This window comes from Paracoccus methylovorus (assembly GCF_016919705.1).
GTDB lineage: Bacteria > Pseudomonadota > Alphaproteobacteria > Rhodobacterales > Rhodobacteraceae > Paracoccus > Paracoccus methylovorus.
In genome coordinates this window covers 1,244,418-1,271,017 of the sequence record NZ_CP070371.1, presented here as the reverse complement: position 1 = coordinate 1,271,017, position 26,600 = coordinate 1,244,418, and the positions used below count along the sequence as shown (strand labels likewise).

Below are 26,600 nucleotides of genomic sequence, written 5' to 3'. Positions count from 1 at the left end.
GCCCGTCGTTTTTGAATCCACGCACTATTAACCGATCAGGCTTAGAACTCGGTTTGTTCTGCGCGATCTGCGCCAAAAACTGCCGCCCAGGTTGGAAGTCCCGGTGAGCAAACGGCCGCTTGGCATGAGGAACTGACCGGAACCGAACCGGTGCAGGCCCCTCCTTGCCGTTGACCAGCTAGACCCGGTGAGTGGTCGCCGGCGAGAGAAAACAAACAAAAAAACTATGCTTTTGATATTGATCAATGTGCGGGTCGGTTTCCACCGCATTGTGAGCGCAGCCGGGCAGGCCCGAGTCTTATGGATGCGGGAAGTCAGCCAACGAAATCTGAGATGATTCAGGGAAGGAAACCCGTATGCGTCTGACCCAATTGATGATAACCGCTGCCGCAATGGCCCTTGGCACTGCCGCGTATGCAATAACCGAGGAAGAGGGCCTGGCCCAGATCAAGGCGTTCACGCTGGAACATAACGGCGCCCTGATCGCCGAAGCTAAAAAGCTTAACACCGGGGCCGAAACCTATGCCGCGATCATCGCGTCCCACAACGGCGATTATGCCGCCGCGTGGGAAGCCGACGGCGCAAAGCTGGCCGAGACGATCAAGGCATTGCGCACGCAATGGCTTGCCGCCTCGAACCAATATGAAGTGATCGAAGGCATCGTCGCGGGCATCCCCTCAACCGCGAAATATGACCTTATCCTTGACGCTGGAAATCCGGGTGACGAGGAAGAGGACGTTGCCGAATACGATTTGACCCTGCCCGATGGCACTGTTCTGGAGCAGCCGGGCAACCTGTTCCATGGCATTACCGAACCCCTGTTCTGGGGCACCAACGAGGCCCATGCAAAGCTTGAGGCCGATCTTGACGGCGATGGCCAGGTCAAGACAGGAGAAGTGTTGTTCGACGCCAATCTGGCGGTGGGCGCCACGCGCGCGCTGGTCGAATGGTCGCAGGCACTTGAAGCCGAGATGTCGGCCTGGGTGCCAAACCGCGATGATGCCTTCACCGCCGTTGTGGTGATGACGCCGACCGTGGGCGACTATTTCGCCGAATGGAAGGAATCGCAATTTGTCGGTGGTGACGCCCTGTCCTTTGTGGCGCAAAGCCGGCTGGTGGACGTTCTGGGTATCATGGGCGGTTGCCAGCGGATGTATGTCTCGGCGCTCGCCCCTGTGATCGCAACCGATGATCCGGCGCTTGATGCCTCGATCACCCGCGGCTTCGAAGACCTGATCGCGCTTGTCAGCCAGACCAATGAACGCGAAAACGGCGGCGAGAAATTCACCCCCGAGGAAGCCGATATGATCGGGCGTGAAACGCAGGATATCGCCGAACGGATCGTCGCTCAGGTGCTGCAGGCGGCTGCGAAGCATGGGGTGGATATCAAGGGCTGAGGCTCTTGATGCGTTTGTAATGGGACAAGCCGCAAGCCATCCCCAACCCGGGTCCTTTCCCCATGCTTATGGGGGAAGCATCCGTTCGGCCCTGCTGAGCGCCGCTTTCATGGCGCTTTTCCTCTCGGGCCTGTTTTTGTGGTTGCACCCCGGCGAGGGGGCAATCCTTATCCTGCATCTTTTTGGGGGCATCGCCTTTACCGCGATTCTCATCCCATGGCTGTTCGCGCATGTGCCGCAAGGTCTGGCCCGCAGCCAGCGACACAGTTTCACCGTGCTGGCTTGGCTTTTGCTTGCGGCCTATGTGCTGGTTCTGGGCGGTGGGCTGATCATGGCGGTGCCGGCTATTCTGTGGTTGTTCGGCCCGGTCTGGTTCCTGCCGCGTGATGTCAGCGCGGTTCTGTCGTGGCTGCATTTCTGGGGTTCGTGGCTGGCTGTCGTCGGGCTGCTTGCCCATCTGACGTTGCGCCACTGGCAATGGGTAAAGCCGTGAAACTCAAATCACAGTTCAAATTCCATGCCCGCCCTTTGGCTTTTGCCGCACTGGCGGCTGTTGTGGTGCTGGCGGCTTGGGCTGCGCTGCGTCCCGCGCCCCGACCCACGGGTGTCGCGCTGGAGGATATTCCGTTCTATCGCATGCCGTTCGGGCCGGATGAAACCGGCGCGGAGCGGGCCTTTTGGCCCTCGCGCATGCTGTCGGCCTCGGGCCGGATGAGCGATCCGAAACGCCTGCCGTCCTCGGCGGAATGCGCCACCTGTCACCAGCGGGAGTTCGAGGAATGGGCCGGGTCGCTTCACGCCATCGCCGATCAGGACTTGGTCTATGAAGTCACCGTCGATATCAATTCCGACCTGCTGCGCCATGGTCCTGAGCAGGCGCGTTTCTGCGAAGGTTGCCACGCCCCTGCCGAGATGCTTTCGGGTCGGACCAACCGCTTCGTTTCCGTCGAGCCGACCGAAGCCTTGGGCGAAGGGATAAGCTGCATCGCCTGTCACACCGCGATCCATGCCGACCCGATCAAGGGCAACGGCGCAGTGACGCTTGCCTATGACCGGGCAGAGGCAGAGCGCGACCAGCCCCAAGGCGCGCTGCTTTTGGCTGATCCGCGCGCCCACCTTGCCGCATATGGCGCCCCTGATACTGCCGCGCTGATGAAAAGTTCGGACCTTTGCGGCGGCTGCCATACCGAAAGCTATGACGAGTCCATGTCGCGGGCAAAAGCACACCAGACCGTGCAGTCAACTTTTGTCGAATGGCGGGATAGCTGGTATGGGGCGCAGGGCGTCACCTGTCAGGATTGCCACATGGCCGGTGATCCGGCGGGGCAGGTCATGGCGCTGCGCGAGGGGCGCACCGACAAGCCCGCGCGCTATTCCCACCGTTTCATCGGCGCCAACCATGTGATGGCGGACAGTTCGCTGGGGGACATGCTTCTGGTGCTGCGCGGCGGTCTGCTGCCCGGCGTCGATGCAGAGATGAACCGCGCCACGATCGAGGAGCAGGCCCGCCAGACCGCCGCTTTCCTGCGCACGGCGGCGGGGCTTGAACTGCGCGGCCAGCGTCCGACCGAGACTGGTTTGGAACTGGACATCGCGGTTCAGAACCTTGGCGCGGGACATAACTTGCCCACCGGGGTCAACGACCAGAAACACATGTGGCTGGAAGTGGTCGTGACAGATGGCGCGGGCGAAGAGGTCTATCGTTCCGGCGGTGCTGCGGAACGGCTTGGCGTCGAAGACCCGGAGGCCGTGACCTGGATCGAGCATTTCCTTGACAGCAAGGGGGAACGGATCACCGACCACCTGACCTTTGTCACCGCCGAGGTGATATGGCTTCGCAAACCGATCCCGGCGCGGGGCGAGGACGTGGTCCGCTACGACGTGCCCTTGCCTGAAGGCGCCCGTGGCCCGTTCCATGTCGAGGCAAAGCTTCTTTACCGGGTCGCGCTGCAAGATCTGCTCTACAAGAACCTGCGGCTGAATATGGCCGTGCCCTCATTCACCCTGGCTGAGCTTTCAGCCGATTTGCCGGATGCCACGCAATGAGGCTGCTGCAAGCCCTGATCGTCCTGTTCTGCCTGATCGCTGCCCCGCTTCGGGCGGAAACCCCTTGGGAGGCGGCCGAATTCCTGCGCAGTGAGACAGGGCGGCTTGAGCGGCTCTTTCTCATGCCGGCAAGCCCGCAACGCATGATCGAGGCAAACACGCGCCTTGCCGAAATGCGAGAGATCTGGACCCAAACCGCCCCTGCCTTCGGTGCGCAGGGCAAGGCCGCTGAGACGGCGCTTGCCGGGCTTGCCGACAGCGTTGCGCGCGAAGATGCCCAAGGCGTCGCGCGCGGTCGGCAGTTGATCTGGACCGGGTTGATGCAGGGTGCGCGCGATCACGCGCTGGCCGCGCTTGAGGCGGGTGACGCAGAAACGGCGGCAGGTTGGCTCAATATCCGCGACTATGCCCGTGCCTCGGGTGACACCCGTGCCGTCATGGCGGTCGAGGCGTTGCGCGCGGGTCAGATTTCGCCAGAAGCCGCGCGCCAGACAGTCGAGGATGAGTTGCTGATCGTCGCCGCCTCGGAACTGCGCCTTGCGCTGGCGCGGGCTGCCGATGACGCGGCTGGCGGACGGATGGTGCAATATGCCTCTGATCTGGGGCGGATCGAGGGGATGGTAACCTATCTGGGCGCCAACCTGGCGGAACGCCTTGGCCCACAGGAGCATGCCGCCCTTGCCGCCGATCTTGCGCTTGCCGTAGGCGACCCCGCGGCACTGGCTGCGGTTCAGGCCCGGCTTGCGACCTATGCACCCGTTGCGCTGACACCCGAGGAAACCCTACGTCGCGCCCGACTTCTGCGCCGCTTTACTGCGCTGGTCTGGGAAGAATACCGCGACGGCATACGTGACGGCGTAATCCGCTCGTCGATGGAATATAACGAGGCGCTGCTTTTTCGTGACCGCGCTGCGATGATCCTGGGCGATCTGGCGCCCGAGATCGCAGACCGCGCCGCGGCGGATCGGCTGGGCACGCTGATGGCCGAAATGGCGCAGATCATGGCCGCGCGCGAAGACGGGATCGAACCGCGTGTGACCGAGGCGCTGGAGGTGATCGACCGCCTTTTCGGCGAGGAAGTCGCCAGTGGCGGATATGCCGCAGCGGTGGACGCCCTGCCGGCGGCACTGGACGAGCTTGTCCTGATGGTGGGGCAGGGCGATTGGGAGGGGGCTGAGCTCAAGCGGCTGGAGGCCTATTCCTGGTTCGACCCGGATATCGAACAGCGGCTGGTGCCACGCGCCCCGGCCATGGCACTGCGACTTGAGGCGCGGTTTTGGGAAGGGCGCGCGGATCGGTTCGGGCTTGGGCGACTGGTGGCCGATCATGCGCCCGAGGATGCTTTTCTGGCCGAGGTCGAGGGCATCAAGACAGACCTGAACGGAGCGCGCGAAAAGATCGAGGCCCCGATTTCCCGTCTTGGCGCAGTGCTGCAATCCTCGGCGATCCTGTTTCGCGAGGGGCTGGAGGCCGTGCTGATCCTTGCCGCATTGATGGCGGCACTGCGGGCCGAGGGCGTCGACCCCGCGCGTTTCCGCCGTCCCCTCGCCGTGGGCGTCGTTGCGGCGCTCGCCGGCAGCTTTGCGCTGTGGGCGGGGGCACGCTGGCTGTTCTCGATCTCCACCCTTGCGCGCGAGGCGTTGGAAGGCGGGACGGCGCTGGTCGCCGCCGTAGTGCTGGTCTGGATGGTGATGGGGCTGTCGGCGCAGGGCGGCCAGGTCAGTGCGCTTCGACGCAAGCTTGCCGGCAGCGTGACGCCCGGATCGGTCGCTATGCTCGCCTTTCTGGTCGTCTTTCGCGAAGGCTTCGAAACGGTATTGTTTTACGAGGCGCTGCTGGTTGATGCCCCGGCCATGCCGGTCATGCTTGGTCTGGCCCTGGGCCTTGCGGGCGTGATAGCGGCCGGCTGGTTGGTGCTGGTATCCGGGCGCCGCCTGCCGCTTGCGCTGTTCTTCCGGGCGACATCGGTGCTGTTGTCGCTGCTGGCGATCATGCTTGTGGGGGCGGGCATCCGCGGCCTGCAGACAGCCGCACTGATCGGTGCAACCCCCGTCGGATGGTTCCCGGACCGCGACTGGCTGCAATTGTGGTTCGGCCTTTTCCCCGTCGCCGAACCGCTGGCCGCGCAGGCGCTGGTCGTCGTGGTGTTGCTCGTCACGTTTGCAGTCAATGGGTATAACAAACGGTCTCGTACAACTGTGGCGGCGGGCCAGCTTTGGCAGTAAAAAATTCTGGCTCGGCATCAAAAAGCCCCGCGCTCGGCATGAGGCGGGGCAATGCTTTGGATGCCGACAGGACGGGATTAGAAAAGCCTGAAGCGGACCAAGATGGCAGCGGCGTCTTGCACATCGGGTAGCTCAATACCGGCAGGAAGGTGGCCCGGAAGCGCGCGCCGTGCTTTGCCCCAATCTTGCTGATTTCATCAGCCGCAATAGCGGCAGCACCCAAGCCGGCGCGGCGTTCTGTGGAAGCGGATCGGGCGCAGGCGTCACCGGCAATGCGAACAGTTCGTCGGTTTCGGCCTTGATCTCGGGCAGGTCCAGTATGCGCGCGATCAGCGCGCCAAAGGCTCGCGCCGGTGGGCTGGACACATGGAACAGCACCCCGGGCCTCGGGCAGGGCGGCGCTTCCAGCCTTCGCAATCGCTGCTTTGTGCCTGCCGCCGATCTGAAGGCCAAGGGCGACAAGGACCGTGCCCCCTATCAGGAATGGCACGACCAAGGGCTGATCGACGTTTGCCCGGCTGGCATCATCGACGAAAAGCAGGTTGAGGATCATATCCGCGAGCTTTGCGCCACCTATGACGTGCAAGAGATCGCGGTGGACCCGCATCTAGCCAATAAGATGATGCAGAACCTTGCAGATGACAGCCTGCCGGTTTTCCAGCACCCGCAATCCGTCATGCAGATGTCCCGTGCCATCGGTGAGCTGGTCAAGGCGGTGAATGGCGATCTGATCCGCCATGACGGCGACCCGGTGATGCGCAGCCATTTTGACAACGTGGCCGTCTCCACGAACCCGCAAAGCGGGCTGGTGCGGATGCACAAACAGCGCAGCAATGGCCGCATTGACGCCGCCGTCGCCTCGGCCATGGCCGTCAGCCGCGCCCGCATCGCCCATGAACAACGCGGCCTTTACGACCGCGACGATATTTCCGGCCTTCTGGTCGCGTAACGAGTAGGATTTTGAATGGCACTCGATGAAACCGGCCTGTTGGTCAAGCTTGAGGCGAACGTCGCCAAATGGGAAAAAGACTTTAACCGCGCCATCACCCAGCAACAGCGCGCCTCAAAGCGCATGGAGCAACTGGCCCGGCAGAATGCTAAAAAGATCGGGGATGCCTATCAGGGCTTGGGCGGCAGGATCGGGGCAAGTTTCGGGAAACTATCCGGGCCGCTTGCCGCTGGTATATCCACTGCCGTTCTTACCCGGCAGGTGCGCAACTACGCTCAACTTGCCGATTCCGCGACCCAGATGCAGAATGCCCTGCGCGTGGCCGGCCTTGAAGGCGCGGACCTTTCGCGCGTCTATGATCAGCTTTTTCGCTCTGCGCAACGCAACTCTGCCCCGATCGCCTCTCTGGTTGATCTGTATTCCAAGCTGGCTTTGACCCAGAAAGAATTGGGTGTAAGCGGCGACGAACTTATCCGGTTCACGGATGGGGTTGCGGTCGCGCTGAAGGTGGCCGGGACCGATGCCAACACCGCCAGCGGATCGCTCTTGCAGCTTAGCCAAGCCCTTGGCGGTGGCGTCGTCCGTGCCGAGGAATTCAACTCCATTCTGGAAGGCACCCCGACGATTGCGCAGGCCGTGGCGCGCGGCCTGAAAGAGGCCAATGGTTCGGTGGCCGAGCTTCGCAAGCTGGTGGTCGATGGCAAGGTGTCCAGCACCGCGTTTTTCCGCGCGTTCGAGGCCGGGTCTGGCGAACTGCGCCGGCAAGCCGAGACTTCGCAAACGACCGTGGGGCAGGCGTTCACGCGGCTGGGCAACAGCCTTGTGACGGTGGTGGGCGAGTTCGACCGAGCTTCCGGGGCTTCTGAAGGTCTTGCCCGTGCCATTGGCGATCTGGGCGATGGGCTGGATCGGTTCGACACCGAGGGCTTTGTTACCGAGGTTCGGCGCATCGTGGATATTATCCGCGAAGCCGAGGAAGCCGGAACTAACTGGCTGAACGATATTGGCAATTCTGACTTTTTTGCCCGCCTTAATGAGATTCTGGGGATCAATGAGAACGGATTGACCCTCAATCCAGACGTGCGCGAGGCCGAGCACAAGATAGCCACGCTCGAACGGCTAATCGAGGGCTTGGAAACGCAGATCGAAAGCGACAAGCGGTTTGATCTTAATACTGATGCAGCGGTAGCGCAGTTGCAAAGGGTGCGGGAGGAACTGGCGGCGCTACGGGCCGAGGCCGCAAATATTCCCCGATACAGTTTCGGCAACAATACGGACACCGGGACATTCTTCAACGCGGCGGATTATGTGCCCCCGCCATCCGCACCAAGTGCCGAGCCGGTAAGTATTGAGGATCACCCGGCCACGGGCGGTGGCAACAAGGGCGGTGGCAAAGGTAAGCGTGGTGGTGCATCGCGCGAGAAGCTGGACGACTTTGAACGCGAGGCTAAATCCATCCGCGAACGGACTGCGCTTATGCAGCTTCAGTCGCAGGTATATGGCACGCTGACCGGTTCGACCAAGGAATACGGTGATGCAGCCCAATATGCCGAGACAAAAGCCAAACTTCTGGCTGCTGCCCAGCAAGCGGGTAAAGAAGTCACGCCCCAGCTAGAGGCCCAAATAGACCGGCTGGCACAATCCTATGCCGAGGCAGGCAAACAGGCCGAGGACGCGGCTAGGAAATTGGAAGAGATCAACGATAATGCAAAACGCGGTGCCGGCGCATTAAGCGCCATGTCAAACTTAATCTTCATGGGCAGACACATCGACATGGCAGCATGGTTACACGTCCGCCAGCCGCCACGCTGGCCCGTCTACGCTGCATCGCAGCTCACGCCGGGATAGAACTAGATCGACATCGAGGCCCGGTGCTAAAGTGCTGCATATTGGGCTGGCCAGTTCGTAGCTTGTATATGGTTGGTCACGGTCTACTCATGAATCTCAGATATCACTTTGGATTCACACAGTTAACTTCCCACAGGTCATTGTAATACAGCCAGGTTCGGCTCAAGCCCGCCAGATCTCCGCCAGCAGGGTGACCCAGTTTGCGCCCATGATGCGCTCGATCCGCGCCTCGGGCCAGTTCCGGCGCTGCATGGCGGCGGTCAGCGCGCCGGTATGGCCGATCGAGTCCAGGCCGGCGGGGTTCTTGATCGTGCCCAGGTCCGTCAGGCGGCGGGCATAACCCTTGTCATGGCTGATCCAGTCGAAGAACTCCTGGCCGTGACCCTGGGTGAAGTCGGTGCCGTAGCCGACCCGCTCCTCGCCGCAGACATTGATGACGTATTCCATCGCATCGACATAGTCGTCGACCGTCGCATCGGTCCCGCGCGCCAGGAAGGGCGTGAACATAGTCACGCCCACGAAACCACCATGGTCGATGATGAAGCGCAACTCCTCGTCCGTTTTGTTGCGCGGATGCGCCTTCAGCCCGGCGGGCAGGCAATGGGAATAGGCGACCGGCTGGCGCGAGGCCAGGATCACGTCGCGGCTGCTTTGCGCACCGACATGGGACAGATCGCACAGGATCCCCAGGCGGTTCATCTCGGACACCACCTCGTGCCCGAAATCCGACAGCCCGCCGTCCCTGGATTCATAGCAGCCGGTCGCGACAAGGTTCTGGGTGTTGTAGGCCATTTGGATGATGCCGACGCCCAAATCCTTGAACAGCGACAGATAGCCGATCTGGTCCTCGATGCCGGTGATGTTCTGCCAGCCCAGGATGATGCCGGTCTTGCCTTCGGCCTTGGCGCGGCGGATGTCGGCGGTGCTGCGCACTTGCAGGATCAGGTCGTCATTGTCGCGAAACCACTGCTTCCACTGCATGATGTTGCGCATCGTGCCGGTGAAGTCCTCCCAGATGCAGCAGGTGCAGTTGGCGGCCGTGATGCCGCCGCGCCGCATGTCCTGGAAGATCGCGCGGTCGAAATCGGACACGATCAGCCCGTCCACGACGGTCAATCGGGCGTGCAGGGCATCGGCCCCGGAAACGGGGGTCAGGTCGTTCATCGTCTTCTCCTGTTCGTTTCAGTGTTCGCTGACGATCACGCCGACAGAGGGGGACCAGCACAGCCAGACGCGGCTGCCCTGCGGCACCGGCGCGGCGCCGCCCAACCCAGGCGCGGTGGCGCGCGCGGTCATGCGCGGCCCGGCCTCGGTCGCGATCTGGTATTCCACCGCAGCGCCGTGAAAGCTCATCACCTCGACCCGGCCCGCCAGGGCATTGACCCCTTCGGTGGGCGCCGTGGTCGAGATCGCCACCACCTCGGGGCGAAGTGCCAGGCAGGCGGGACCTGCGACGGGCGCCTGCCCTGCCAGGCGCAGGACCGGCCCCGCATCGGTCACGAAGCTGGCGTGATCGGCCGCCATGCGCCCGCGCAGCAGGTTCGGGATGCCGAGGAAGCCGGCGGCAAAGGCGGAACGGGGCTGGGTATACATCTGGTCGGGCGCGCCGACCTGTTCGACCCGACCGTCATGCATCAGCACCATGCGGTCGGATGTGCTCATCGCCTCGTCCTGGTCATGGGTGACGAATACCGTGGTCAGGCCCAGGGATTGCTGCAACTGGCGGATCTCCAGCTTCATCTCCTGGCGCAGCGAGGCATCCAGGTTCGACAGCGGCTCGTCCAGCAGCAGCACGTCGGGTTCGATCACCAGCGCCCGGGCCAGGGCCACGCGCTGCTGCTGGCCGCCCGACATCTGCTTGGGCAGGCGGTCGGCATATTGGGACAGGCGCACCCGCGCCAGCGCCTCGCGCACGCGGCGGGCGGCGTCGGGTCTGTTCACCTTGCGCATCTCCAGCCCGAAGGCTACGTTCTGCGCCACGGTCATATGCGGGAACAAGGCATAGTTCTGGAACACAAAGCCCATGTTGCGCCGGTTGGGCGGCAGGCCGGTCACGTCGCGCCCGCCCACTGTGATCCGCCCCTTGGTCGCATCGACGAAGCCGCCGATCATGCGCAGGGTAGTGGTCTTGCCGCAGCCCGAGGGCCCCAGCAGCGCCACCAGCTCGCCATCGGCGATGCGCAGGGTCATGTTCTCCACCGCAACCGCGGTGCCGTAATGCTTGGCGACATCCTGAAGAACGACGTCAGACATGGTTGATCCTTTCAGAAGGCGCGGCTGAGCTTGACATAACGGTCGGTGACGATCAGCAGGGCCGTCACCAGGGCGATCTGCACGGTGGCGACGGCGCCGATGGTCGGGTCGAAATTCCATTCCAGATAGTTGATCAGCGCGATCTGCAAGGTCGTGCTGTCCGGCCCGACCAGGAACAGCGACTTTTCCAGATCGATGAAGGAATTGATGAAGGCAAACAGCGACCCGGCGATCACGCCCGGCTTGATGACCGGCAGGGTGATGCGCCAGAACACCGTCAGCGGTCCCGCCCCCAGGCTGCGCGCCGCCTCTTCGACCGAGGGGTTGACCGAAATCAGCGAGGTCGTGACCAGCCGGATCATCCAGGGCAGCGCGATCAGCCCGTGGGCGACCAGCAGGCCCGCGCTGGTCCCGGCGATGCGCCAGCCGGTCAGGAACTCGACCTCCAGAAAGAACACGAACAGCGCGCTGCCGCCGACGATGCCGGGCACGATCATCGGCGACATCAGCACCGTGTTGATCGTCTCGCGCCCCTTGAAGCGGGTCCGCGCCAGGGCAAAGCTGGCCGGCAGCCCTAGCACCAGGGCGATGCCCGTGGCGATCAGGCTGGTCCGGATGCTGAGGAAGAAGCCGTTACGGAAGTCCGACAGCTCCCATGCGCGCAGATACCAGTCCAGCGTATAGCCCTGCGGAGGAAAGGACAGGATCTTGTTGGAAAAGAAGCTCATCCAGACGATGAAGACCAAAGGCAGGGTGATGAAGCCGATGGCCAGCACGGCAAAGGCGGCGTAACCCCGGCGGATGGCGCGTGACTGTGCGGGCATCATTCGCTCCATTTCCGATAGCGGCGTTGGACCAGGACCGACACGCCCACCGTCAGGATCAGCGTCACGGCCATCAGGATGAAGGCCAGGGCGGCGCCGAAGGGCCAGTTCATCACCTTGGCGATCTGCTGATAGACGGTCGGCGCCATCATGTGGAATGTCGGTCCGCCGATCAGCACCGGCGTGGCATAGGCGTTCATCGACAGAATGAAGCACAAGACGCTGCCCGCCAGGATGCCGGGCATCGCCAGCGGCAGCACGATCCGGCGCATCACCGTCAGGTGGCCCGCGCCCAGGCTTTGTCCCGCGTCTTCCAGGTTCTGGTCGATGGATTCGAAGACGCTGTTCAGGGTGATGACCATGAAGGGCAGCAGGACCGAGACCAGGCCGATGGTGACCCCGGCCGAGGAATACATCAGCCCCAGGTGCCCGTCCCAGCCGAACAGGCCCAGGAAGGCTGCCAGCACGCCGCGGTCGTTCAGGATTAGCATCCACGCTGACGTCCTGACCGCGTTCCCGATCAGCAGGGGCACCAGGATCGCCAGCAGCAGCACGCGCTTGGTGCCGGGCGCGACATGGCGGGCCAGGAAATAGGCCAGCGGAATCCCGGCGGCCAAGCAGATCACCGTGGACAGGGCCGAGATGCCGACCGTGCGCCACAGAACCTCTTGATAGAAGGCATCGCCGAAGAACTTGGTGTAATTCTCGGCCGTGACCGCGCTGATCATCAGCTCGGCCGGGTCATAGCGGTTCAGGCTGTTGCGCAGCATCAGGGCCAGCGGCGCCAGCAGGCCAAGCGCCACGAAGATCATCGCCGGCGCGCTGAGCCAGGCGGCCCCCAGCCGCCGGGGCATGCCGGCGGGGGTGGGCGGCGGGGCGGGATCGACCGCCATCTCGGTCATGCTCATGCAGGTTCTCCCATGCAGGGGCGGGTTGGAACGGGCGTACGGGTCAGACGGCGAAGGACTTGTTCCACCATTCCAGCCAGGCGGCGGTGTTCTGCGCCACATAGTCGAAATCGAGGAAGCGCATCTTCGCCCGCTCCTCGGCCGAGAAATCGACAAGCTGACGGAGGTCGTCCGACAGCGCGGCCTTGGTGTTGGCGGGGGCATAGAAGCTGGCCTCGGCCAGACCCGCCATGGCCTGCGGATCCAGCATGGCGTCCAGATAGGCATAGCCCGCATCGGGGTTGGCGGCGAATTGCGTCAGGCAGGCCCCGAAGGTCACGGCGATGGCGCCTTCCTCGGGATACTGGAACGCCAGCGGCAGCCCGTCATGCGCCCATTGCAGTCCGCGCGCCTTGTAGTTCACGGCGATCTCGACCTCGCCATTGGCCAGCCCGGCCTGCAATTGCTGGTGGGCGGCGTAAAGGCGCGGCTTGCTGTCCGCGACCAGGCGTTGCAAGCGGGCCTTGCCGTCCTCGACGCTGGTCATGTCGCCCTTTTCGACCAGCCCGGCCATCATCATGTAGTTGAAGTAAAGCTGATTGGTCAGCCCGACCTTGCCCGCCCATTTCGGATCCCACAGCTCGGCATAGGATTTCGGCGGCTCGGATACCTTGGTGGTGTCATAGATGATGACCACGCCGCTATAGAGCCAGGGAACGAAATAGGGACTTTGCAGTTCCGGGGCGGTATCGGCGTAATTCGGAATGCGCGCCGTATCCAGCTCGGCGACCACCCCCTGCTTCTGCAATTCGAAGGCGTCCGAGCTGTTGACGTGGATCACGTCGGCCGAGGCGCGGCGGATGCGCTTTTCGCTGATCAGCTTGGCCTTGCGCTCGGGTTCGGTCCCCAGGTCGCGGACGATGCTGAAGCCCTTGTCCTCGAGAAGCGGCTTTTCGACGTAACGGACCGTGCGGTCGTTCCAGTCGCCGCCCCAGTTCGACACCACGACCGTGCCGCCGGCGGCCCAGCCCCTGCGCGGCGCAATGGCGGCTGCGGCCACGCCGCCGAGCAAAAAGCCCAGCGTGCCGCGGCGCGAAAATGTTCCGGAATCGATGATACGACTTGCCATGATGGACAATCTCCCTGTTGTGTGGCGGGCTTCGTTGGCCCTGCGTCTTTTGGAGGTTTCACAAACGATGCAGGACGATTCGCCATTTGTAAAATATCAATTTGCATTTTATTATTTCCTGTCAGTTATCAATTATGAGCCATGCCATGGGCTTGGACCTTCGCCATCTGCGCGCTTTTTCGGCAGTCGGAAACGAGCTGCATTTCGGCCGCGCGGCCGATGCGCTGCATATCGCGCAACCCGCCCTGACCAAGATCATCCAGCAGCTTGAGGCAGAGGTGGGCGTGCCCCTGCTGCTGCGCACCACCCGGCGGGTGGAGCTGACGGCGGCGGGCAAGGCCTTCCTGTCCGAGATCGCGACCGTGCAAGGCCAGATCGACCGCGCCATCAACAGCGCCCGCCATGCGGCGCGCGGCATCCGGGGCGAATTGCGAATCGCCTATACCGATTTCGCCATCAACGGCCACCTGCCCCATGTGCTGCGCGATTTCGCTAGCGCGCATCCCGACATCCGGCTGGACCTGATCTTCATGCCGACTACCCTTCAGCATGTCGCGCTGCTGCAGCAAAGCATCGACATCGGCTTCATGATCGGGCCTTTCGAGCACAAGACGACCCGGCAGATGATCTTCGACCAGGACGACTATGTCGCGCTGCTGCCCAGTTCCCACCCGCTTTGCGCCGAACCGTCCCTGACGCTGGCGCAATTGGCGGACGAGCCTTTCGTGCTGGGCACCGGCGACAACTGGGCCGCGTTCCGCAGCAGGCTGTTTGCGGAATGCCGCAGCCGGGGGTTCTTTCCGAACATCGTGCTGGAGGCGTCGAACAGCGAAGGCATCTTCGGGCTGGTGGTCGCGGGGGTGGGCGTCACGATCTATTCCAGCTGCGTCGGCAATCTGCCGCGCCTGGGCGTCGCCGTGCGCCCGCTGCAGGACGTGACGAACAAGCTACCGGTCACGGCGGTCTGGGACCGCACGAACAGGTCCGAGGTGCTGGAAACCTTCCTGAAATTCCTGCGGACCCAGGGCCGGAACAGCGTCCCGGACCTTCCCTGAGCGCTATCGCATCCCGGCCAGCTTGGCCACGTCGACGAATTCGCGGACCTGGCGCGACCGGTTCGACCGTTTCCAGGCCAGGACGGTGCTGATGCGGAACTGCGGGTGGATGATCGGGCGCACCTCGACGCTGCGGCCCAGGAATCCGATCAGGCTTTCGGGATAGATGGTCACGCCCAGCCCGGCCGCGACCAGGCCCAGCAGGGCCAGGGTGTTCGATGCCTCGATGGCGATGTTCAGCGATATGCCCTCGGCGCTGAACAGGTTGGCCAGGCGCCAGCGGTATTCCTCCCATTCATGGGTATCACCCAGGATGATGTCTTGGCCCGCCAGGTCCGCGGGCGTGACCACCGGCAGGCGGAGCAGCGCATGGTTGCGCGGCGTCACCACATAGAGCGGTTCGAGCGACAGTGTCAGGCTGTGATAATCCGCGTGATCGAATGGCCCGATCATGTAGCCCAGGTCGATCTCGTCATTGGCCAGAGCGATCTTCTGGCCCTGGGTGCGGATATAGCGGATCTTCAGGTCCACCTCGGGATGGGCCTGCCGGAACCGTGCCACCGCGGCGGGCATCAATTCGGTGGCCGCGAAGGCCATGTAGCCAACGTTCAGCGAGCCCAGCTTTCCCTCGGCGATGCGCCGGGCCAGCTGGATCGACGATTCGTAGCCGCGCAGCAGGTCGGCATTGTCGTCGTAGAAACTGCGCCCGGCCTGGGTCAGCCGGACCTCGCGCGTGGTGCGCTCCAACAGGCGGAAACCCAGCGTCGCTTCGAGCTTCTGGATGCGCCGGCTTAGCGCCGACTGGTCCAAATGCAGGCGTTCGGCGGCGCGGCGAAAGCTCAGTTCCTGGGCGAGGGTGACGAAGGAATGGACATTCTCGATGCCGGAATGATCGCTCATGAAAGGCCGCCCCGCGATTGATGCATCTGGTGCATGAATAATTGCTGACACGCCATTTCCCCCGGGTCAAGGAAACACGGAATATGCCCTCAGAGCGGCGGACGATGGATGCCGACGGCTCGGATACCCGGCGCATCCCTGCGCCTTTCTTACCCAGACAAGGATCTCGATCATGAGCGAAGTGGACACCAAGGAACTGGACCGCCTGCTGCAGGAAGCCTTCGACACCGCCACCAAACTTTACAAGGAGCGCGGCTTTCAGCGCCGCGTCGGCTTCGGCAAGCGTCCGGCCCTGGTCAGCGTCGATCTGGCGAATGCCTGGACCCGCCCGGGCAACCCCTTCACCTGCGACCAGGAGAAGATGGACAACGAGATCATCCCCGGCATGCAGAAGCTGCTGAAGGCGTTCCGCACCGCGCGCCTGCCGGTCGTGCATGTGACCACCGCCTACGAGATCACCGACCGCAACGCCGATTTCACCGACATGGGCCTGTGGCACAACAAGATCCCGGTCGATGTGGTGGACATCAAGGACAAGGATCTGTGGGCCATCGACAGCCGCATCGCGCCCGTCGAAGGCGAATACACGCTGCTGAAAAAGCGCGCCTCGTCCTTCCACGGCACCGAGCTGGCGGGCATCCTGCGCGCGAACGGCGTGGACACCATCCTGGTCACCGGCGTGACCGCCTGCGCCTGCGTGCGCCAGACGATCTGCGACGGCATCGCCGACGGCTTCCGCACCATCGCGGTCAAGGAAGCCATCGGCGACCGCGTGCCGGGCGCAGTGGCCTGGAACCTGTTCGACATCGACGCCAAGTTCGGCGACGTCCACACCGTCGATGAATGCGTGGCCTATATCGACGGCCTCGGCGCGCAGAAGATCGCGGCGGAATAACCTCCACCTGGCGCCGACCCCTTGCGGCCGGCGCCTTTTTTCAGCGCCGCGAAGACGGGCGCGAGCCAACCAACAGAGAGGTGTCACATGGCCAGGATTGGCGTCGATGTGGGTGGGACGAATACCGATCTCGTCCTCGAATGCGCAAAGGGGGTCTTTTACCACAAGGTTCCGACCACGCTGAAGAACCAGTCGATCGGCGTGGTCCAGGGCGTGCGGGGCATCTGCGACCAGGCGGGGATTGACCCGTCCGAGGTCGAGACCATCGTCCACGGCACCACCACCGCGACGAACATCACCATCGAGCACAATGGCGCGGAATGCGGGATGATCACGACCCATGGCTTCCGCGACATCCTGCATATCGGGCGCCACAAGCGGCCCTATAACTTCAGCCTGCATTTCGACGTGCCCTGGCAAAGCCAGCCGCTGGTCAAGCGCCGCAACCGCATTGCCGTGCGCGAGCGCATCCTGCCACCGACCGGCGAAATCGCCGAGCCGCTGGACGAACAGGCGGTGCGCGACGCCTGCGCGCTGTTTCGCAAGCGCGGCATCGGCTCGGTCGTGATCGGCTTCATGTTCAGCTTCCTGAACGACGCCCATGAGGCCCGCGCCAAGGAGATCGTGCTGGAGGAAATCCCCGGCGCCTATGTCACCATGTCGTCGGAACTGGCGCGGGTGATGCGGGAATACGAGCGCTTCTCCACCGCCGCGATGAACTGCTATGTCGGGCCCAAGACCGCCTATTACCTGCGCGACCTGGATGCCCGCCTGCGCGAGGCGGGCGTGACCTCGAAACTGCGGATCATGCAGTCGAACGGCGGCGTCTCGACGGTCGAATCCTGTGCGCGGCGCCCGATCCGCATCCTGATGTCGGGCCCGGCCGGCGGCGTCATCGGCGGCGCGTCCGAAGGCCAGATGGCGGGCACGCCCAACATCATCACCGTCGACATCGGCGGCACCTCGGCCGACATCTCGACTATCCCCGGCGGCCAGCTGAAGATCATGAACCAGCGCGACACCTATGTCTCGGGCTATCCGGTGCTGACGCCGATGATCGACCTGGTGACCATCGGTGCGGGCGGCGGCTCGGTCGCCTTCATTGACGAAGCCGGCGGCTTCAACGTCGGCCCGCGTTCCGCCGGGTCCGAGCCGGGGCCGGCCTGCTATGACCGCGGCGGCGATGAGCCGACGGTGACCGACGCGCAAATCGTGCTGGGCCGCCTCGACCCCGACATGGCGCTTGGCGGCGATCTGCGGCTGGACGCGAACCTGGCTCGCAAGGCGGTCGAGGAAAAGATCGCCCAGCCCCTGGGCCTGTCGGTCAAGGACGCGGCGCTGGGGATCATCAGGATCATCAACAACAACATGGCGCTGGCGATCCGCTCGAACTCGGTGGCGCGCGGCATCGACCCGCGCGAATTTTCCATCATGCCCTTCGGCGGCGCGGGTCCGCTGCATGGCGTGGCCCTGGCCGAGGCGGTCAGCGCCCGCGACGTGATCGTGCCGGTGGCGCCCGGCATCACCGCCGCAGTGGGCCTGCTGAAGACCGACCTGCAATACGAACATACCGAGGCCGGGATCCTGATCCTGAACTCTGCCACCGACGCCGACCTGGCCCGCATCAACGGCCATGTCGAAAAGCTGCGCCACTCCGTGCATGAGGAACTGGACGCCGACGGCATCGCGCGCGAGGCGCAGGAGCTGAAGATCATCGCCGAATGCCGCTATCAGGGCCAGGGGTTCGAACTGCGCGCCGATTTCACCGCAGGGCCGCTGACGCAGGAGAACAAGCAGGTCATCATCGACAGCTTCCACGACGCGCATGAACAGGACTACGGCTATGCCTATCGCAAGGCCGAGGTGGAGCTGATCACGCTGCGGGTCATCGGTTCGGCCAGCGTGCGCCGGATCGAGATTCCCAAGGTGCAGCCCGCCGACGGATCAACCATCGACCGGGCACTGATGTTCGTGCGCCCGACCACCTTTGACTGCGGCCGGACGCTGGAAACGCCGCGCTATGACCGCACCAAGCTGTTCGCAGGCGACCGCGTGCCGGGGCCTGCCATCCTGGTCCAGCACAATTCCACCACCCTGGTCCCGCCCGGCTACGCTGCCGAGACGCTGGATTACGGCAACACGCGCATCAGCAAGGGGGCGTGAGATGAACCAGATGAGTAAGATCACCGAGGTCGATCCGATCACGCTGCAAGTCGTCCGCGGCGCCTTCGAGACCATCGCCGAGGAAATGGGCCATGTGCTTTACCGGATGTCGTTTTCCTCGATCATCCGGGAAAGCCAGGATCTGGGCGCGGGCCTGTTCGACACCGATTTCAACACGCTCTGCGAGTCGGAATCGACGCCAATGCATATCGGCTCGATCCCCGGCTATCTGCGCGGCATCGCCGAAACGCTGGAGGACGGCGAATGGTATGAAGGCGACGCGGTCGTCCACAACCACCCCTATCACGGCTCGTCCCACACCCCCGACCTGGCCATCGTCGTGCCGGTCTTCTTCCAGGGCCGGCTGGTGGGCTTCGCCGGGAACACCGCGCACCATGTCGATATCGGCGCGGCGACGCCCGGCCTGATCATCGACGTGCCCGATGTCTATGCCGAAGGCATGTTGTTCGCAGGCACCAAGCTTTACCGCAAGGGCGAGCCGAACAACGCCATGTGGAACTATATCCGCCGCAATTCCCGCGCGGCCGGGCAGTTGGTGGCGGATATCGAGGCGCAGATCGCCTCGGCCCGGCTGGGCGCGCGTCGTTTCGTCGAACTGCTCGAGAAATACGGCGAGAAGACGGTCTTCGGCGCCGCCAACCAGCTGATGGATTATGCCGAGCGCATGACCCGCCAGCGCATCAGCGAAATCCCCGATGGCGACTATACCGCCGAGGGCTGGCTGGACGACGACGGCCGCACCCGCGACCAGCGCCTGAAGGTCAAGGTGACGGTCCGCGTCCGCGGGGACGAGGTCGAGGTGGACCTGACCGGCTCGGCCGACCAGACGCCCACGGCCTATAACGTGCCCTTTGAGGGCTCGACCAAGGTGGCGGCCTATGCGGGCTTCCGCAAGTTGCTGCTGGATGCCGCCACCTCGGCCGCGCGGGTGCCGTCGAACGAGGGATCGTTCCGCCCGATCAAGGTCACGGCGCCGCTTGGGTCGATCTTCAATCCCCGCGCCCCCGCATCGGCCGAGGCCCGCTTTACCCAGTGCAACCGCATGATCGACCTGATCATCCGCGCGCTGGCCCCGGTGATGCCGGAACAGGTGATCGCCGGCTCGTCGGCCTCGATCAGCTTCGCGGCCTATTCCGGCGTGCGGCCCTCGGGCGATTACTGGGTGTTTCTCGAGGTGAACGAGGGTGCTTATGGCGGGCGGCCGCGCAGCGACGGGCCGGACAGTATCGACAACCTGATGGCCAACACCCGCAACAACCCGCTGGAAGACCTGGCGATGCATATCCCGATGATCTGCGACCGCTACGAGTTGCGCGACGACGCCCCTCCGGGCGCAGGAGAGTTCCGCGGGGGCATCGGGGTCGTCAAGGCGCAGCGGGTGCTGACGCCGGCCTTCATCACCCACGAATCCGAACGCCATACCGATGCGCCCTGGGGCATCTTCGGCGGCCAGGACGGCGCCGTGGGACGCTGCACGATCAGCAACCCATCCAAGTCCGAACAGGAGCAGGAGATGCATTCCAAGTTCTCGGGCCTGTCGGTCGGCGCCGATGACGTGATGACCTATTACAGCCCGAACGGCGGCGGTTACGGCAATCCGCTGAATCGCGCGCCCCGCAAGGTGCTCGAGGACGTTCTGGACGGGTTCTGCACCCTCAAGGATGCTCGCGAGGTCTATGGCGTCGCCATCGACCTCGAGGCCGAGACGGTGGACCTTGCCGCCACCGAAAAGCTGCGCCTTGCCATGCAGCGCCAGAACTGACCAAGGGGCCGCATCGCGCGGCCCCTTTCATTTCGGCGAAAGAACGGCCGCACGACAGCCGCATGAAACCAACACACAGGGAACAGAACCATGTCACTGACACAAGACGGGCTGGCCCCGGGGCGCGACCGCACCGCCCTGATCGAGGAAAGCATCCTGCCCACCCGAGCCAACCAGCGGCCCATCGGCATGCTGGGCTATGCCTGGATCTGGGTCGGCATTGCGGTCATCATCGCCACCTATTCGCTGGGCGCAACCGGCATCCAGGGCGGTTTCAGCCTGAGCGCGGTTGCGCTGACGATCCTGCTGGCGAACTTGGCCATCGGCGCGCTGATGCTGCTGACCGCCGATATCGGCACCGAGCACGGGCTGTCCTTCGCGGTCTATCTGCGCGCGCCTTTTGGATTGCACGGCACGCATCTGCCCGCCGTCTCGCGCGGGGTCGTGGCGGCGATGTGGTTCGGCATCCAGACCTACCTAGGCGCGTTGGCGCTGAACGGAATCGGCGAATACTTCCTGGGCTTTTCCAACTGGTTCCTGTGGTATGCGCTCTTCGCCGCCGTGCAGGTCGCCAATACCATGCTGGGCATCAAGTCGGTCGAAAGGCTGGCCTCGCTGGCCGCACCGGCAATCATCGCGATTTCCGCGTGGATGTATTTCACCCTGGACGGCATCGCCCAAACCAAGGGCCTGAACATCTGGACTTTCCGGGCCGAGGGACAAGCCTCGCTGATCGTGCTGTTCATCGCCAACATGAGCTTCTGGTCAACGATGGCCATCGACATTCCAAACCTCACACGGTTCGTCGAAACCCAGACCGGCACCCGCAGCTTTCTGCGCCGCAACCGTTCGATCTTCCTGGCACAACTGGTCGCGCTGCCGGTGACGCAAGCGATGATCGCCGGGATCGGCGCGGTGTCCTTCATCGCCACCGGCAACTGGAACCCGGTCGAAGTGATCCAGGCCGACGCGCAGGGCATTGCGCTGCTGGTACTGTTGGTGCTGGTCGTGCTGGCGCAATGGTCGACGAACAACTCGGCCAACTTGATCCCGGCTGCGCTGACCTTTGTCAATCTGGCACCGCGCGTCATCAACTACCGGATGGCCGTCGTCATAGCCGGTGTTGTCGGCACGCTGAGCTTCCCCTGGCAGATCCTCGACAATCTTTTCGTTTTTCTGGGCTATTACGGCGCCTTCCTCTCGGCGATCGGCGGCATCATGGTCGCGGATTACTATGTCATCCGCCGGCGCCGCCTGAACGTCCCGGCGCTTTACGACCCCGAGGGGCAGTATCGCTATGGTCGCGGCTTCAACCCGGCCGGGCTGATCGCCTGGGTTCTGGCCGGGGCCATAGCGGCCTGGTGGTCGGTCTATGCCTTCGTGATCGGCTTCCCGCTGGGCTTTCTGCTGTATCTGGCGCTGATGCGGGGGCTGGTGCTGTCGCGCTACGGCCAGGGAGAACTTGAGTCGCGGGAGTCGGGCGACTATCTGGCCGCCTCGGTCGGGATGGACTGGGTGCATCTGGGCGGCGGCCGCTTTTCCCGCATACCCTGTGGATCGGGTAGTGCGGGTGAGCGAGAAGACCTGTAGGTGACGGGACGGCCGGCGGAGCAAGTTCGCCAGTTTACTTGACATCTATTGTGCCGCAATCCCAAAGGAAACTGCGCGGGGCGCAAGTTTCTCACTCAACTGGTCGGGCTTTATGAGGACGGCACCCCCTGCGGTTGTCTTGCCGCCTACGAAGCTCAACAAGATGCGGGTGTTGGAACTGGCCCGGTGAGAATGGTTTGCGCTGCACGAAAATATCATTGCCCTTGGCCTGTTCGGCGCCGGCAAGATCCATTTCGCCCTCGGAATCGGGCTGGCCGCTTGTCAGAAAGGCTTTTCCGTCGGCTTCACTCAGGCAGCAGCCTTGGCCAGCGAGATGATGGACGCCTGCGATGACCGCAGCCTGCTGCGCTTCCAGAAGCAGATGGCTAGATACCAGACCCTCATCATCGACGAATTTGGCTTCTTGCCTCTATCGAAGACCGGCCGAGTTGCTTTTCGATCTGATTTCGCGGCGCTAGGAGCGCGGATCAACCCTGATCGCCAGCAATCGGCCCTTCGACAAATGGACCGAAACCTTCGGCTCCGAGCATCTGATAGGCGCGCTGCTCGACCGGCTGACCCACCACGTCGGCATCCTCGAGATGAATGGCGAGAGCTACCGCCTCGCCAACAGCACAGCCCGCAAGCAGCACTGATCTCCCTCCAGAAACTGCCCGAGATTGGCCCTGACGAACCCCAGCGCGTCATGGCACCCGCCAGCTATGTGGAAAGCGCACACGCCATGCCGCACATCCATCCAGCTGGCCTGATTTTATGCTGCCGCCCTGGCCGACCTTTGCGCCGCTGTTGACAGGAAAGGCGGTCGCTCCTGCCGTGCGAGGCTAGGCGGGGCTCCCGAACTGGTGGATCAGCAAAGCGCACGCGGAAACGATGGGCGAGATAAACAATGCAGAATGGAAGGAGTTCTTCGCTTGAAGATTCGGTCTAGAAGACGCGGTGAACGATCACCGACGGTCGGGTTTGCTTTGGCAACGATGTGCCAAACGTCCCGGTGTCCCCAAATGCTATTCCGCAATGTAATCGAATGAGGCATATACCTTAAGGCATTGTTTTCTTTGGGAGTTAAATGGTGCCCGGAGGCGGATTCGAACCACCGACACGCGGATTTTCAATCCGCTGCTCTACCAACTGAGCTATCCGGGCGCCGGAGCGTCTAGCTTCGGACTGGCGCGTTGTTATGGCAGCGGACTTCCGGTGTCCAGAGCCAAAAACAAAATTTTCACTCTTCCTTGTCACTATCTGTGACGGGCTCTGCGGGGATGCGGTAATCGCCGCGCAGCCAGTGTGCCAGATCCACATCCGCACAGCGACGCGAGCAGAAAGGCCGGTAATGCTCTGAGGCAGGCTTGCCGCAGATCGGACATTTCATGCCTTGTCCTCCGCCCGTGCCAGCCGCGTCAGGGGGATACGGTCGCGCTTGCGGTTGATCTCGTAAAGGCCCATTGCGGTCCAGCTAATCAGCACCGTCTCGGCCGATTCCGAGCGGAAGGCGGCGCGCAGGAGCTGTTCCAGCGTGCCGCGGTCGCGCTTGGGCATAGGGGCGAAATCAACCACGATCTGGCCGCCGAGGCCGCGCAGGCGCAATTGCCGCGGCAGGTCGCGGGCCAGTGCGATATTGGCCTTAAGTCCCGCAGCCGGCGAATGGTCGCCGCCGGTATTGACGTCGATGGCAACCAGTGCCCGCAATGCCTCGATCTCGGCCCATGCTCCGCTGCCCAGATCAACGCGCGGAGACAGCATCTGCAGCACCGCAGCCTCGGCGCCGGTTGCCTCGAAAGCATCGGGACCGTCTTCGATACCGTCCGGCGCTGGATCGGCCCAATCCTGCCATGCCTGTTCAGCGGGCTCTGGCGCATCAAGCAGCAGCTCGGGCGGGCCTTCGCTGTCGTTTGTAACGGCTTGTGCCAGTTCCAGAACCTGCGCGAGCTCCGCTGCGATCTCGTCATCCTGGGCCGTCGCCGCGACAGAGCGAAAGACGATACCGGGTGGATCGGTCCGGCCGGCCAAGAGGGATTCTCCCAAGCCGATAAGGTCGTCACGCAGCCCACTGTCGCGTATTCGGCGCGAGACGTTTACGCCGGGTGCTCCGGGTGTGACGATGACATGACGGCCGCGGAAGTTCAGCCGGGTCGAGACCGGAATCGCCTTGCCGTCTTCGGCACTGCCGCTGATCTGCACCAGCAGCGATTGGCCCTCGCGGAGGCCGGAGCGGTCCCGCAGGAAGCCGCGCGCCCCTTCGGGCAGGCGCAGGAAGACGCCCCCTTGCCCCTTGACCAACCGGTCCACCTTGGCGCGACAGATTGCGCCAGGGACAAGCGGCGTTACCCCCTGCGGATCGATGATCATATCCTCAAGACGGCCGTCCTGCATCAGGACCGCCGCGTTGCGGCCAAAGACTTGACCAAGGACGATCTGACGTCCTTTCATGTTACTTTCCCCTGAATTCCGATGCTGGCCAACAGGGAGGCGGTTTCGGCCAGCGGCAATCCGACCACGCCGCTGTAAGAGCCCTGCATCCAGATTGCGAAGGCCGACGCATGGCCCTGAATGGCATAGCCCCCAGCCTTGCCCTGCCATTCGCCGGTGGTGAGGTAGCTTTCGATCTGCGCGGCTGTCAGGGGGCGAAAACGAATGATGGTTTCCACCAGACGTTCGCGCAGTCGGCCGCCATGGGCCAGGGCGATCGAAGTCAGAACCCTGTGGCGGCGGCCCGAGAGCAGTTGCAGATAGCGCCGCGCTTCGGCGGCATCGGCGGGTTTGCCGAGGATTCTGCGCCCTGCCACCACCACCGTATCGGCGCAAAGAATGGCGCCTTCAGCGGTGCCGGTGAGTGCTGCGACCTTTCCGCGCGCCATGCGCTGGACGTAGTCGCGCGGGCTTTCGTTGCGCAACGGGGATTCGTCGATTTCCGCTGGCAGGATCCTGTCGGGAATGATTCCGATCTGGGCCAGCAGCTCTACCCGGCGCGGGCTGGCCGAACCGAGGATGAGTGCAGGCGCGTCGTTGCCTGAAACGGCAACGGGCGGGGTGAGGCCGTCTGCGGCGTCCAGCGTGACATTCGGTGTCGTCACGTCGAACCCCGTTCCATCAGCGGCCTTACTTGAAGCGGTAATTGATCCGCCCTTTCGTCAGGTCATAGGTGTTCATTTCCACCTGAACCTTGTCGCCGGCAAGGACTCTGATGCGATTTTTACGCATCTTTCCTGCCATATGCGCGATAATCTCATGGCCGTTCTCTAGCTCGACCCGGAATGTCGCGTTGGGCAGGAGTTCCTTCACGACGCCGGGAAATTCGAGCATTTCTTCCTTGGCCATGTTTTCTCCTGTAGGGTGACCCGCGCTGGAGGCGGGCGCATGCTACATGCGTCCAGACGGGCAGTTTTTCAAGGGGAATCTGGACTTGGCCGGGCTTTCCGCGGTTTGACGACATACTGGCATGGGTTATTTCCTGGAAAGTGGTGCGATTGCGACAGTCTGGCCATGGTTTTGTGGATATTCAGCCGGTCGTGGCTGCCGCTGCGGCTTTGGTTGCGCGAAAGGCATCGGGGCGGTCGATATCCGTAAGCGGTAACTTGGGTTCCAGCGAAGAGGATTCTTTGTCTGGCGACGCACCGACACTGTCCTTCTGACGGGCGCACGGAATTTCGGTTGTTTCGTCGGGCACTGCGCCCTGGCCGATATTGCGCAGGCGAACTGCGTGAAATCCGTCTTTTTCGCCCAAACGACCATGTGCAAGAATCTGGCCGCGCGCCGTTTCCACCCTGGCGTCGTCAAGCACGTTCTGGGGCAGGGGTAGCAGCGATCCGGGGGTCAGGTTGCGCAAGTGATGCAGGCTGAGCCGCCGACGGCACAGAATGCCCAGCAACTGGATCGGCGCCTGTTGCACCTCTTCGGCAAGCGATGTGGCAGTTGGGGGATGCATGGCAGGTGCAGGTTGAATTGCCGGTAATGGCGGCGGGTTTCCTTTGCCTGGCTGCGTCAATTCCACGCCGGGGCTGATTTCGGCAGGCAGAGCGATCATCAGATGGCCGTCGCGTTGCCCGCCGGCGCCAATGCGGAAGTGCAAGCTGAGGCGCGTCATCTTCCCATCCTCCAGCATCAGGGCCAGCGGGCGCGGATCGTCCATATAGGTTGCATAGCAAAAGGCGGGGAAATCGGGGCAATCGTTGCGGGTCGCGCATTCCCGACCGAGTTCGGCCAACAGGGCGTTCACGAAGTCGGCCGAGATCACGGCATCCGTCCGCGTCGGCTTGCGCGGTTGCGCGGGACGAGAGGTTACGCGCCCGATCGCCTGCATTTCGATCAGTGCAGCCAGCAGATTGGGACAGATCGCAACTACCCCCAGCGCGTCACGGCGCCCCTCGACCACAGCGAGCAAGGCACGCTCGGGCAAGAGTTCGGGCAGTTCGGCCAAGGTCATGTCCGCCAGTTCCACCTTTTCGACAAAGACGGGCAAACGCTGTTGTTTCTCGGCCGCGCGGGCCAGTGCGGTAGCGGCGGCGCGTTCCAGCCGGAATTCGGGGACCTGCTGTGCAGGAGGTCCTGCCGGCGTGCGCGTTTTGCCCTGCTGCTCGATCCAGCGGCGCAGCACTTGGGCGGATGCCCGCGTCGCGGACCCGCCCCGTTCCACCCCGG

At 63.5% G+C, this 26,600-nt stretch carries 22 protein-coding genes, 1 tRNA gene and 1 pseudogene; 12 read left to right on the top strand and 12 right to left on the bottom strand.

All coding sequences use genetic code 11. The annotated features are described in order from the left end of the window. Positions 1 to 356: 356 nt before the first annotated feature. From JWJ88_RS19360 to JWJ88_RS19335, 6 genes are all read left to right on the top strand, one after another. On the top strand, positions 357 to 1,397 hold the full coding sequence (locus JWJ88_RS19360; protein WP_205296057.1) for an imelysin family protein: 1,041 nt from the start codon (positions 357 to 359) through the stop codon (positions 1,395 to 1,397). A 109-nt stretch (positions 1,398 to 1,506) separates the two neighbouring features. After that, the gene (locus tag JWJ88_RS19355; protein ID WP_205296056.1) at positions 1,507 to 1,890 is read left to right on the top strand and encodes a hypothetical protein; all 384 of its coding nucleotides are present in this window, start codon (positions 1,507 to 1,509) and stop codon (positions 1,888 to 1,890) included. Continuing rightward, complete coding sequence (locus tag JWJ88_RS19350; protein WP_205296055.1) at positions 1,887 to 3,443, top strand: multiheme c-type cytochrome; 1,557 nt, start codon at positions 1,887 to 1,889, stop codon at positions 3,441 to 3,443. Before JWJ88_RS19355 ends, JWJ88_RS19350 begins: the two co-directional genes overlap by 4 nt. Beyond that, positions 3,440 to 5,668 (top strand): FTR1 family iron permease, encoded by a 2,229-nt coding sequence (locus JWJ88_RS19345; RefSeq protein WP_205296054.1) that lies wholly within the window; start codon positions 3,440 to 3,442, stop codon positions 5,666 to 5,668. Before JWJ88_RS19350 ends, JWJ88_RS19345 begins: the two co-directional genes overlap by 4 nt. 169 nt (positions 5,669 to 5,837) lie before the next feature. Further along, a complete protein-coding gene (locus tag JWJ88_RS19340; RefSeq protein WP_205296053.1) occupies positions 5,838 to 6,617 on the top strand; it encodes a terminase TerL endonuclease subunit in 780 nt (259 codons plus the stop codon). A gap of 15 nt (positions 6,618 to 6,632) precedes the next feature. Further along, the gene (locus tag JWJ88_RS19335; protein ID WP_205296052.1) at positions 6,633 to 8,465 is read left to right on the top strand and encodes a tape measure protein; all 1,833 of its coding nucleotides are present in this window, start codon (positions 6,633 to 6,635) and stop codon (positions 8,463 to 8,465) included. Positions 8,466 to 8,627: 162 nt separating this feature from the next. On the opposite strand, the gene JWJ88_RS19330 is transcribed toward JWJ88_RS19335, so the two are convergent. The 5 genes from JWJ88_RS19330 to JWJ88_RS19310 are packed head-to-tail and all read right to left on the bottom strand — an operon-like array spanning position 8,628 to position 13,558. Beyond that, on the bottom strand, positions 8,628 to 9,629 hold the full coding sequence (locus tag JWJ88_RS19330) for a dipeptidase (protein WP_205296051.1): 1,002 nt from the start codon (positions 9,627 to 9,629) through the stop codon (positions 8,628 to 8,630). A gap of 18 nt (positions 9,630 to 9,647) precedes the next feature. After that, positions 9,648 to 10,718, bottom strand: coding sequence for an ABC transporter ATP-binding protein (locus JWJ88_RS19325; RefSeq protein ID WP_205296050.1), 1,071 nt, complete (start codon positions 10,716 to 10,718; stop codon positions 9,648 to 9,650). Positions 10,719 to 10,729: 11 nt separating this feature from the next. Then, positions 10,730 to 11,542: an ABC transporter permease gene (locus JWJ88_RS19320; protein ID WP_240200299.1), complete on the bottom strand. Its 813-nt coding sequence runs from the start codon at positions 11,540 to 11,542 to the stop codon at positions 10,730 to 10,732. After that, positions 11,542 to 12,450, bottom strand: a complete 909-nt coding sequence (locus JWJ88_RS19315) for an ABC transporter permease (protein WP_205296048.1) — start codon at positions 12,448 to 12,450, stop codon at positions 11,542 to 11,544. Before JWJ88_RS19315 ends, JWJ88_RS19320 begins: the two co-directional genes overlap by 1 nt. A gap of 43 nt (positions 12,451 to 12,493) precedes the next feature. Then, on the bottom strand, positions 12,494 to 13,558 hold the full coding sequence (locus JWJ88_RS19310) for an ABC transporter substrate-binding protein (protein WP_205296047.1): 1,065 nt from the start codon (positions 13,556 to 13,558) through the stop codon (positions 12,494 to 12,496). 146 nt (positions 13,559 to 13,704) lie between these two features. Between JWJ88_RS19310 and JWJ88_RS19305 the strand changes: the two genes are divergently transcribed. Beyond that, the gene (locus JWJ88_RS19305) at positions 13,705 to 14,613 is read left to right on the top strand and encodes a LysR family transcriptional regulator (protein ID WP_240200298.1); all 909 of its coding nucleotides are present in this window, start codon (positions 13,705 to 13,707) and stop codon (positions 14,611 to 14,613) included. A gap of 3 nt (positions 14,614 to 14,616) precedes the next feature. On the opposite strand, the gene JWJ88_RS19300 is transcribed toward JWJ88_RS19305, so the two are convergent. Next, on the bottom strand, positions 14,617 to 15,513 hold the full coding sequence (locus JWJ88_RS19300; RefSeq protein WP_205296045.1) for a LysR family transcriptional regulator: 897 nt from the start codon (positions 15,511 to 15,513) through the stop codon (positions 14,617 to 14,619). Positions 15,514 to 15,685: 172 nt separating this feature from the next. Between JWJ88_RS19300 and JWJ88_RS19295 the strand changes: the two genes are divergently transcribed. From JWJ88_RS19295 to JWJ88_RS19275, 5 genes and pseudogenes are all read left to right on the top strand, one after another. Continuing rightward, entirely contained in the window at positions 15,686 to 16,408 is a 723-nt protein-coding gene (locus tag JWJ88_RS19295) for an isochorismatase family protein (protein ID WP_205296044.1), read from the top strand. A gap of 87 nt (positions 16,409 to 16,495) precedes the next feature. Then, on the top strand, positions 16,496 to 18,571 hold the full coding sequence (locus tag JWJ88_RS19290) for a hydantoinase/oxoprolinase family protein (RefSeq protein ID WP_205296043.1): 2,076 nt from the start codon (positions 16,496 to 16,498) through the stop codon (positions 18,569 to 18,571). Between the two features lies 1 nt (position 18,572). Then, a complete protein-coding gene (locus tag JWJ88_RS19285) occupies positions 18,573 to 20,354 on the top strand; it encodes a hydantoinase B/oxoprolinase family protein (protein WP_205296042.1) in 1,782 nt (593 codons plus the stop codon). A gap of 90 nt (positions 20,355 to 20,444) precedes the next feature. Next, on the top strand, positions 20,445 to 21,944 hold the full coding sequence (locus JWJ88_RS19280) for an NCS1 family transporter (protein ID WP_205296041.1): 1,500 nt from the start codon (positions 20,445 to 20,447) through the stop codon (positions 21,942 to 21,944). A 151-nt stretch (positions 21,945 to 22,095) separates the two neighbouring features. Beyond that, a pseudogene (locus tag JWJ88_RS19275) lies at positions 22,096 to 22,600 on the top strand (ATP-binding protein); the annotation flags it as partial. A 432-nt stretch (positions 22,601 to 23,032) separates the two neighbouring features. Here JWJ88_RS19275 and JWJ88_RS19270 read toward each other — a convergent pair. The 6 genes from JWJ88_RS19270 to JWJ88_RS19245 all read right to left on the bottom strand — a co-directional run bounded on the left by JWJ88_RS19270 (position 23,033) and on the right by JWJ88_RS19245 (position 26,595). After that, a tRNA-Phe gene (locus tag JWJ88_RS19270) sits at positions 23,033 to 23,108 on the bottom strand. A 76-nt stretch (positions 23,109 to 23,184) separates the two neighbouring features. After that, positions 23,185 to 23,334, bottom strand: a complete 150-nt coding sequence (locus JWJ88_RS19265; protein WP_205296040.1) for a DNA gyrase inhibitor YacG — start codon at positions 23,332 to 23,334, stop codon at positions 23,185 to 23,187. Further along, positions 23,331 to 24,392 carry a ribonuclease E/G gene (locus JWJ88_RS19260; protein WP_205296039.1) on the bottom strand — a complete coding sequence of 354 codons (1,062 nt, stop codon included), beginning with the start codon at positions 24,390 to 24,392 and terminating at the stop codon, positions 23,331 to 23,333. The genes JWJ88_RS19265 and JWJ88_RS19260 overlap by 4 nt, the downstream gene beginning before the upstream one ends. Beyond that, on the bottom strand, positions 24,389 to 25,015 hold the full coding sequence (locus tag JWJ88_RS19255) for a Maf family protein (protein ID WP_205296913.1): 627 nt from the start codon (positions 25,013 to 25,015) through the stop codon (positions 24,389 to 24,391). The genes JWJ88_RS19260 and JWJ88_RS19255 overlap by 4 nt, the downstream gene beginning before the upstream one ends. A gap of 46 nt (positions 25,016 to 25,061) precedes the next feature. Continuing rightward, the gene (infA, locus tag JWJ88_RS19250) at positions 25,062 to 25,280 is read right to left on the bottom strand and encodes a translation initiation factor IF-1 (protein ID WP_010397442.1); all 219 of its coding nucleotides are present in this window, start codon (positions 25,278 to 25,280) and stop codon (positions 25,062 to 25,064) included. Positions 25,281 to 25,461: 181 nt separating this feature from the next. Further along, entirely contained in the window at positions 25,462 to 26,595 is a 1,134-nt protein-coding gene (locus JWJ88_RS19245; protein ID WP_240200297.1) for a FliM/FliN family flagellar motor switch protein, read from the bottom strand. Positions 26,596 to 26,600 lie beyond the last annotated feature (5 nt).

What these genes read in the sequence shown, in the direction of transcription:
- JWJ88_RS19330 (WP_205296051.1), bottom strand. Translation starts at nt 9,629, where the DNA reads ATGAACGACCTGACCCCCGTTTCCGGGGCCGATGCCCTGCACGCCCGA.
- JWJ88_RS19295 (WP_205296044.1), top strand. Translation starts at nt 15,686, where the DNA reads ATGAGCGAAGTGGACACCAAGGAACTGGACCGCCTGCTGCAGGAAGCC.
- JWJ88_RS19355 (WP_205296056.1), top strand. Translation starts at nt 1,507, where the DNA reads ATGGCGCTTTTCCTCTCGGGCCTGTTTTTGTGGTTGCACCCCGGCGAG.
- JWJ88_RS19260 (WP_205296039.1), bottom strand. Translation starts at nt 24,392, where the DNA reads ATGAAAGGACGTCAGATCGTCCTTGGTCAAGTCTTTGGCCGCAACGCG.
- JWJ88_RS19310 (WP_205296047.1), bottom strand. Translation starts at nt 13,558, where the DNA reads ATGGCAAGTCGTATCATCGATTCCGGAACATTTTCGCGCCGCGGCACG.
- JWJ88_RS19280 (WP_205296041.1), top strand. Translation starts at nt 20,445, where the DNA reads ATGTCACTGACACAAGACGGGCTGGCCCCGGGGCGCGACCGCACCGCC.
- JWJ88_RS19285 (WP_205296042.1), top strand. Translation starts at nt 18,573, where the DNA reads ATGAACCAGATGAGTAAGATCACCGAGGTCGATCCGATCACGCTGCAA.
- JWJ88_RS19345 (WP_205296054.1), top strand. Translation starts at nt 3,440, where the DNA reads ATGAGGCTGCTGCAAGCCCTGATCGTCCTGTTCTGCCTGATCGCTGCC.
- JWJ88_RS19300 (WP_205296045.1), bottom strand. Translation starts at nt 15,513, where the DNA reads ATGAGCGATCATTCCGGCATCGAGAATGTCCATTCCTTCGTCACCCTC.
- JWJ88_RS19360 (WP_205296057.1), top strand. Translation starts at nt 357, where the DNA reads ATGCGTCTGACCCAATTGATGATAACCGCTGCCGCAATGGCCCTTGGC.
- JWJ88_RS19315 (WP_205296048.1), bottom strand. Translation starts at nt 12,450, where the DNA reads ATGAGCATGACCGAGATGGCGGTCGATCCCGCCCCGCCGCCCACCCCC.
- JWJ88_RS19290 (WP_205296043.1), top strand. Translation starts at nt 16,496, where the DNA reads ATGGCCAGGATTGGCGTCGATGTGGGTGGGACGAATACCGATCTCGTC.
- infA (WP_010397442.1), bottom strand. Translation starts at nt 25,280, where the DNA reads ATGGCCAAGGAAGAAATGCTCGAATTTCCCGGCGTCGTGAAGGAACTC.
- JWJ88_RS19325 (WP_205296050.1), bottom strand. Translation starts at nt 10,718, where the DNA reads ATGTCTGACGTCGTTCTTCAGGATGTCGCCAAGCATTACGGCACCGCG.
- JWJ88_RS19265 (WP_205296040.1), bottom strand. Translation starts at nt 23,334, where the DNA reads ATGAAATGTCCGATCTGCGGCAAGCCTGCCTCAGAGCATTACCGGCCT.
- JWJ88_RS19305 (WP_240200298.1), top strand. Translation starts at nt 13,705, where the DNA reads ATGGGCTTGGACCTTCGCCATCTGCGCGCTTTTTCGGCAGTCGGAAAC.
- JWJ88_RS19320 (WP_240200299.1), bottom strand. Translation starts at nt 11,542, where the DNA reads ATGCCCGCACAGTCACGCGCCATCCGCCGGGGTTACGCCGCCTTTGCC.
- JWJ88_RS19335 (WP_205296052.1), top strand. Translation starts at nt 6,633, where the DNA reads ATGGCACTCGATGAAACCGGCCTGTTGGTCAAGCTTGAGGCGAACGTC.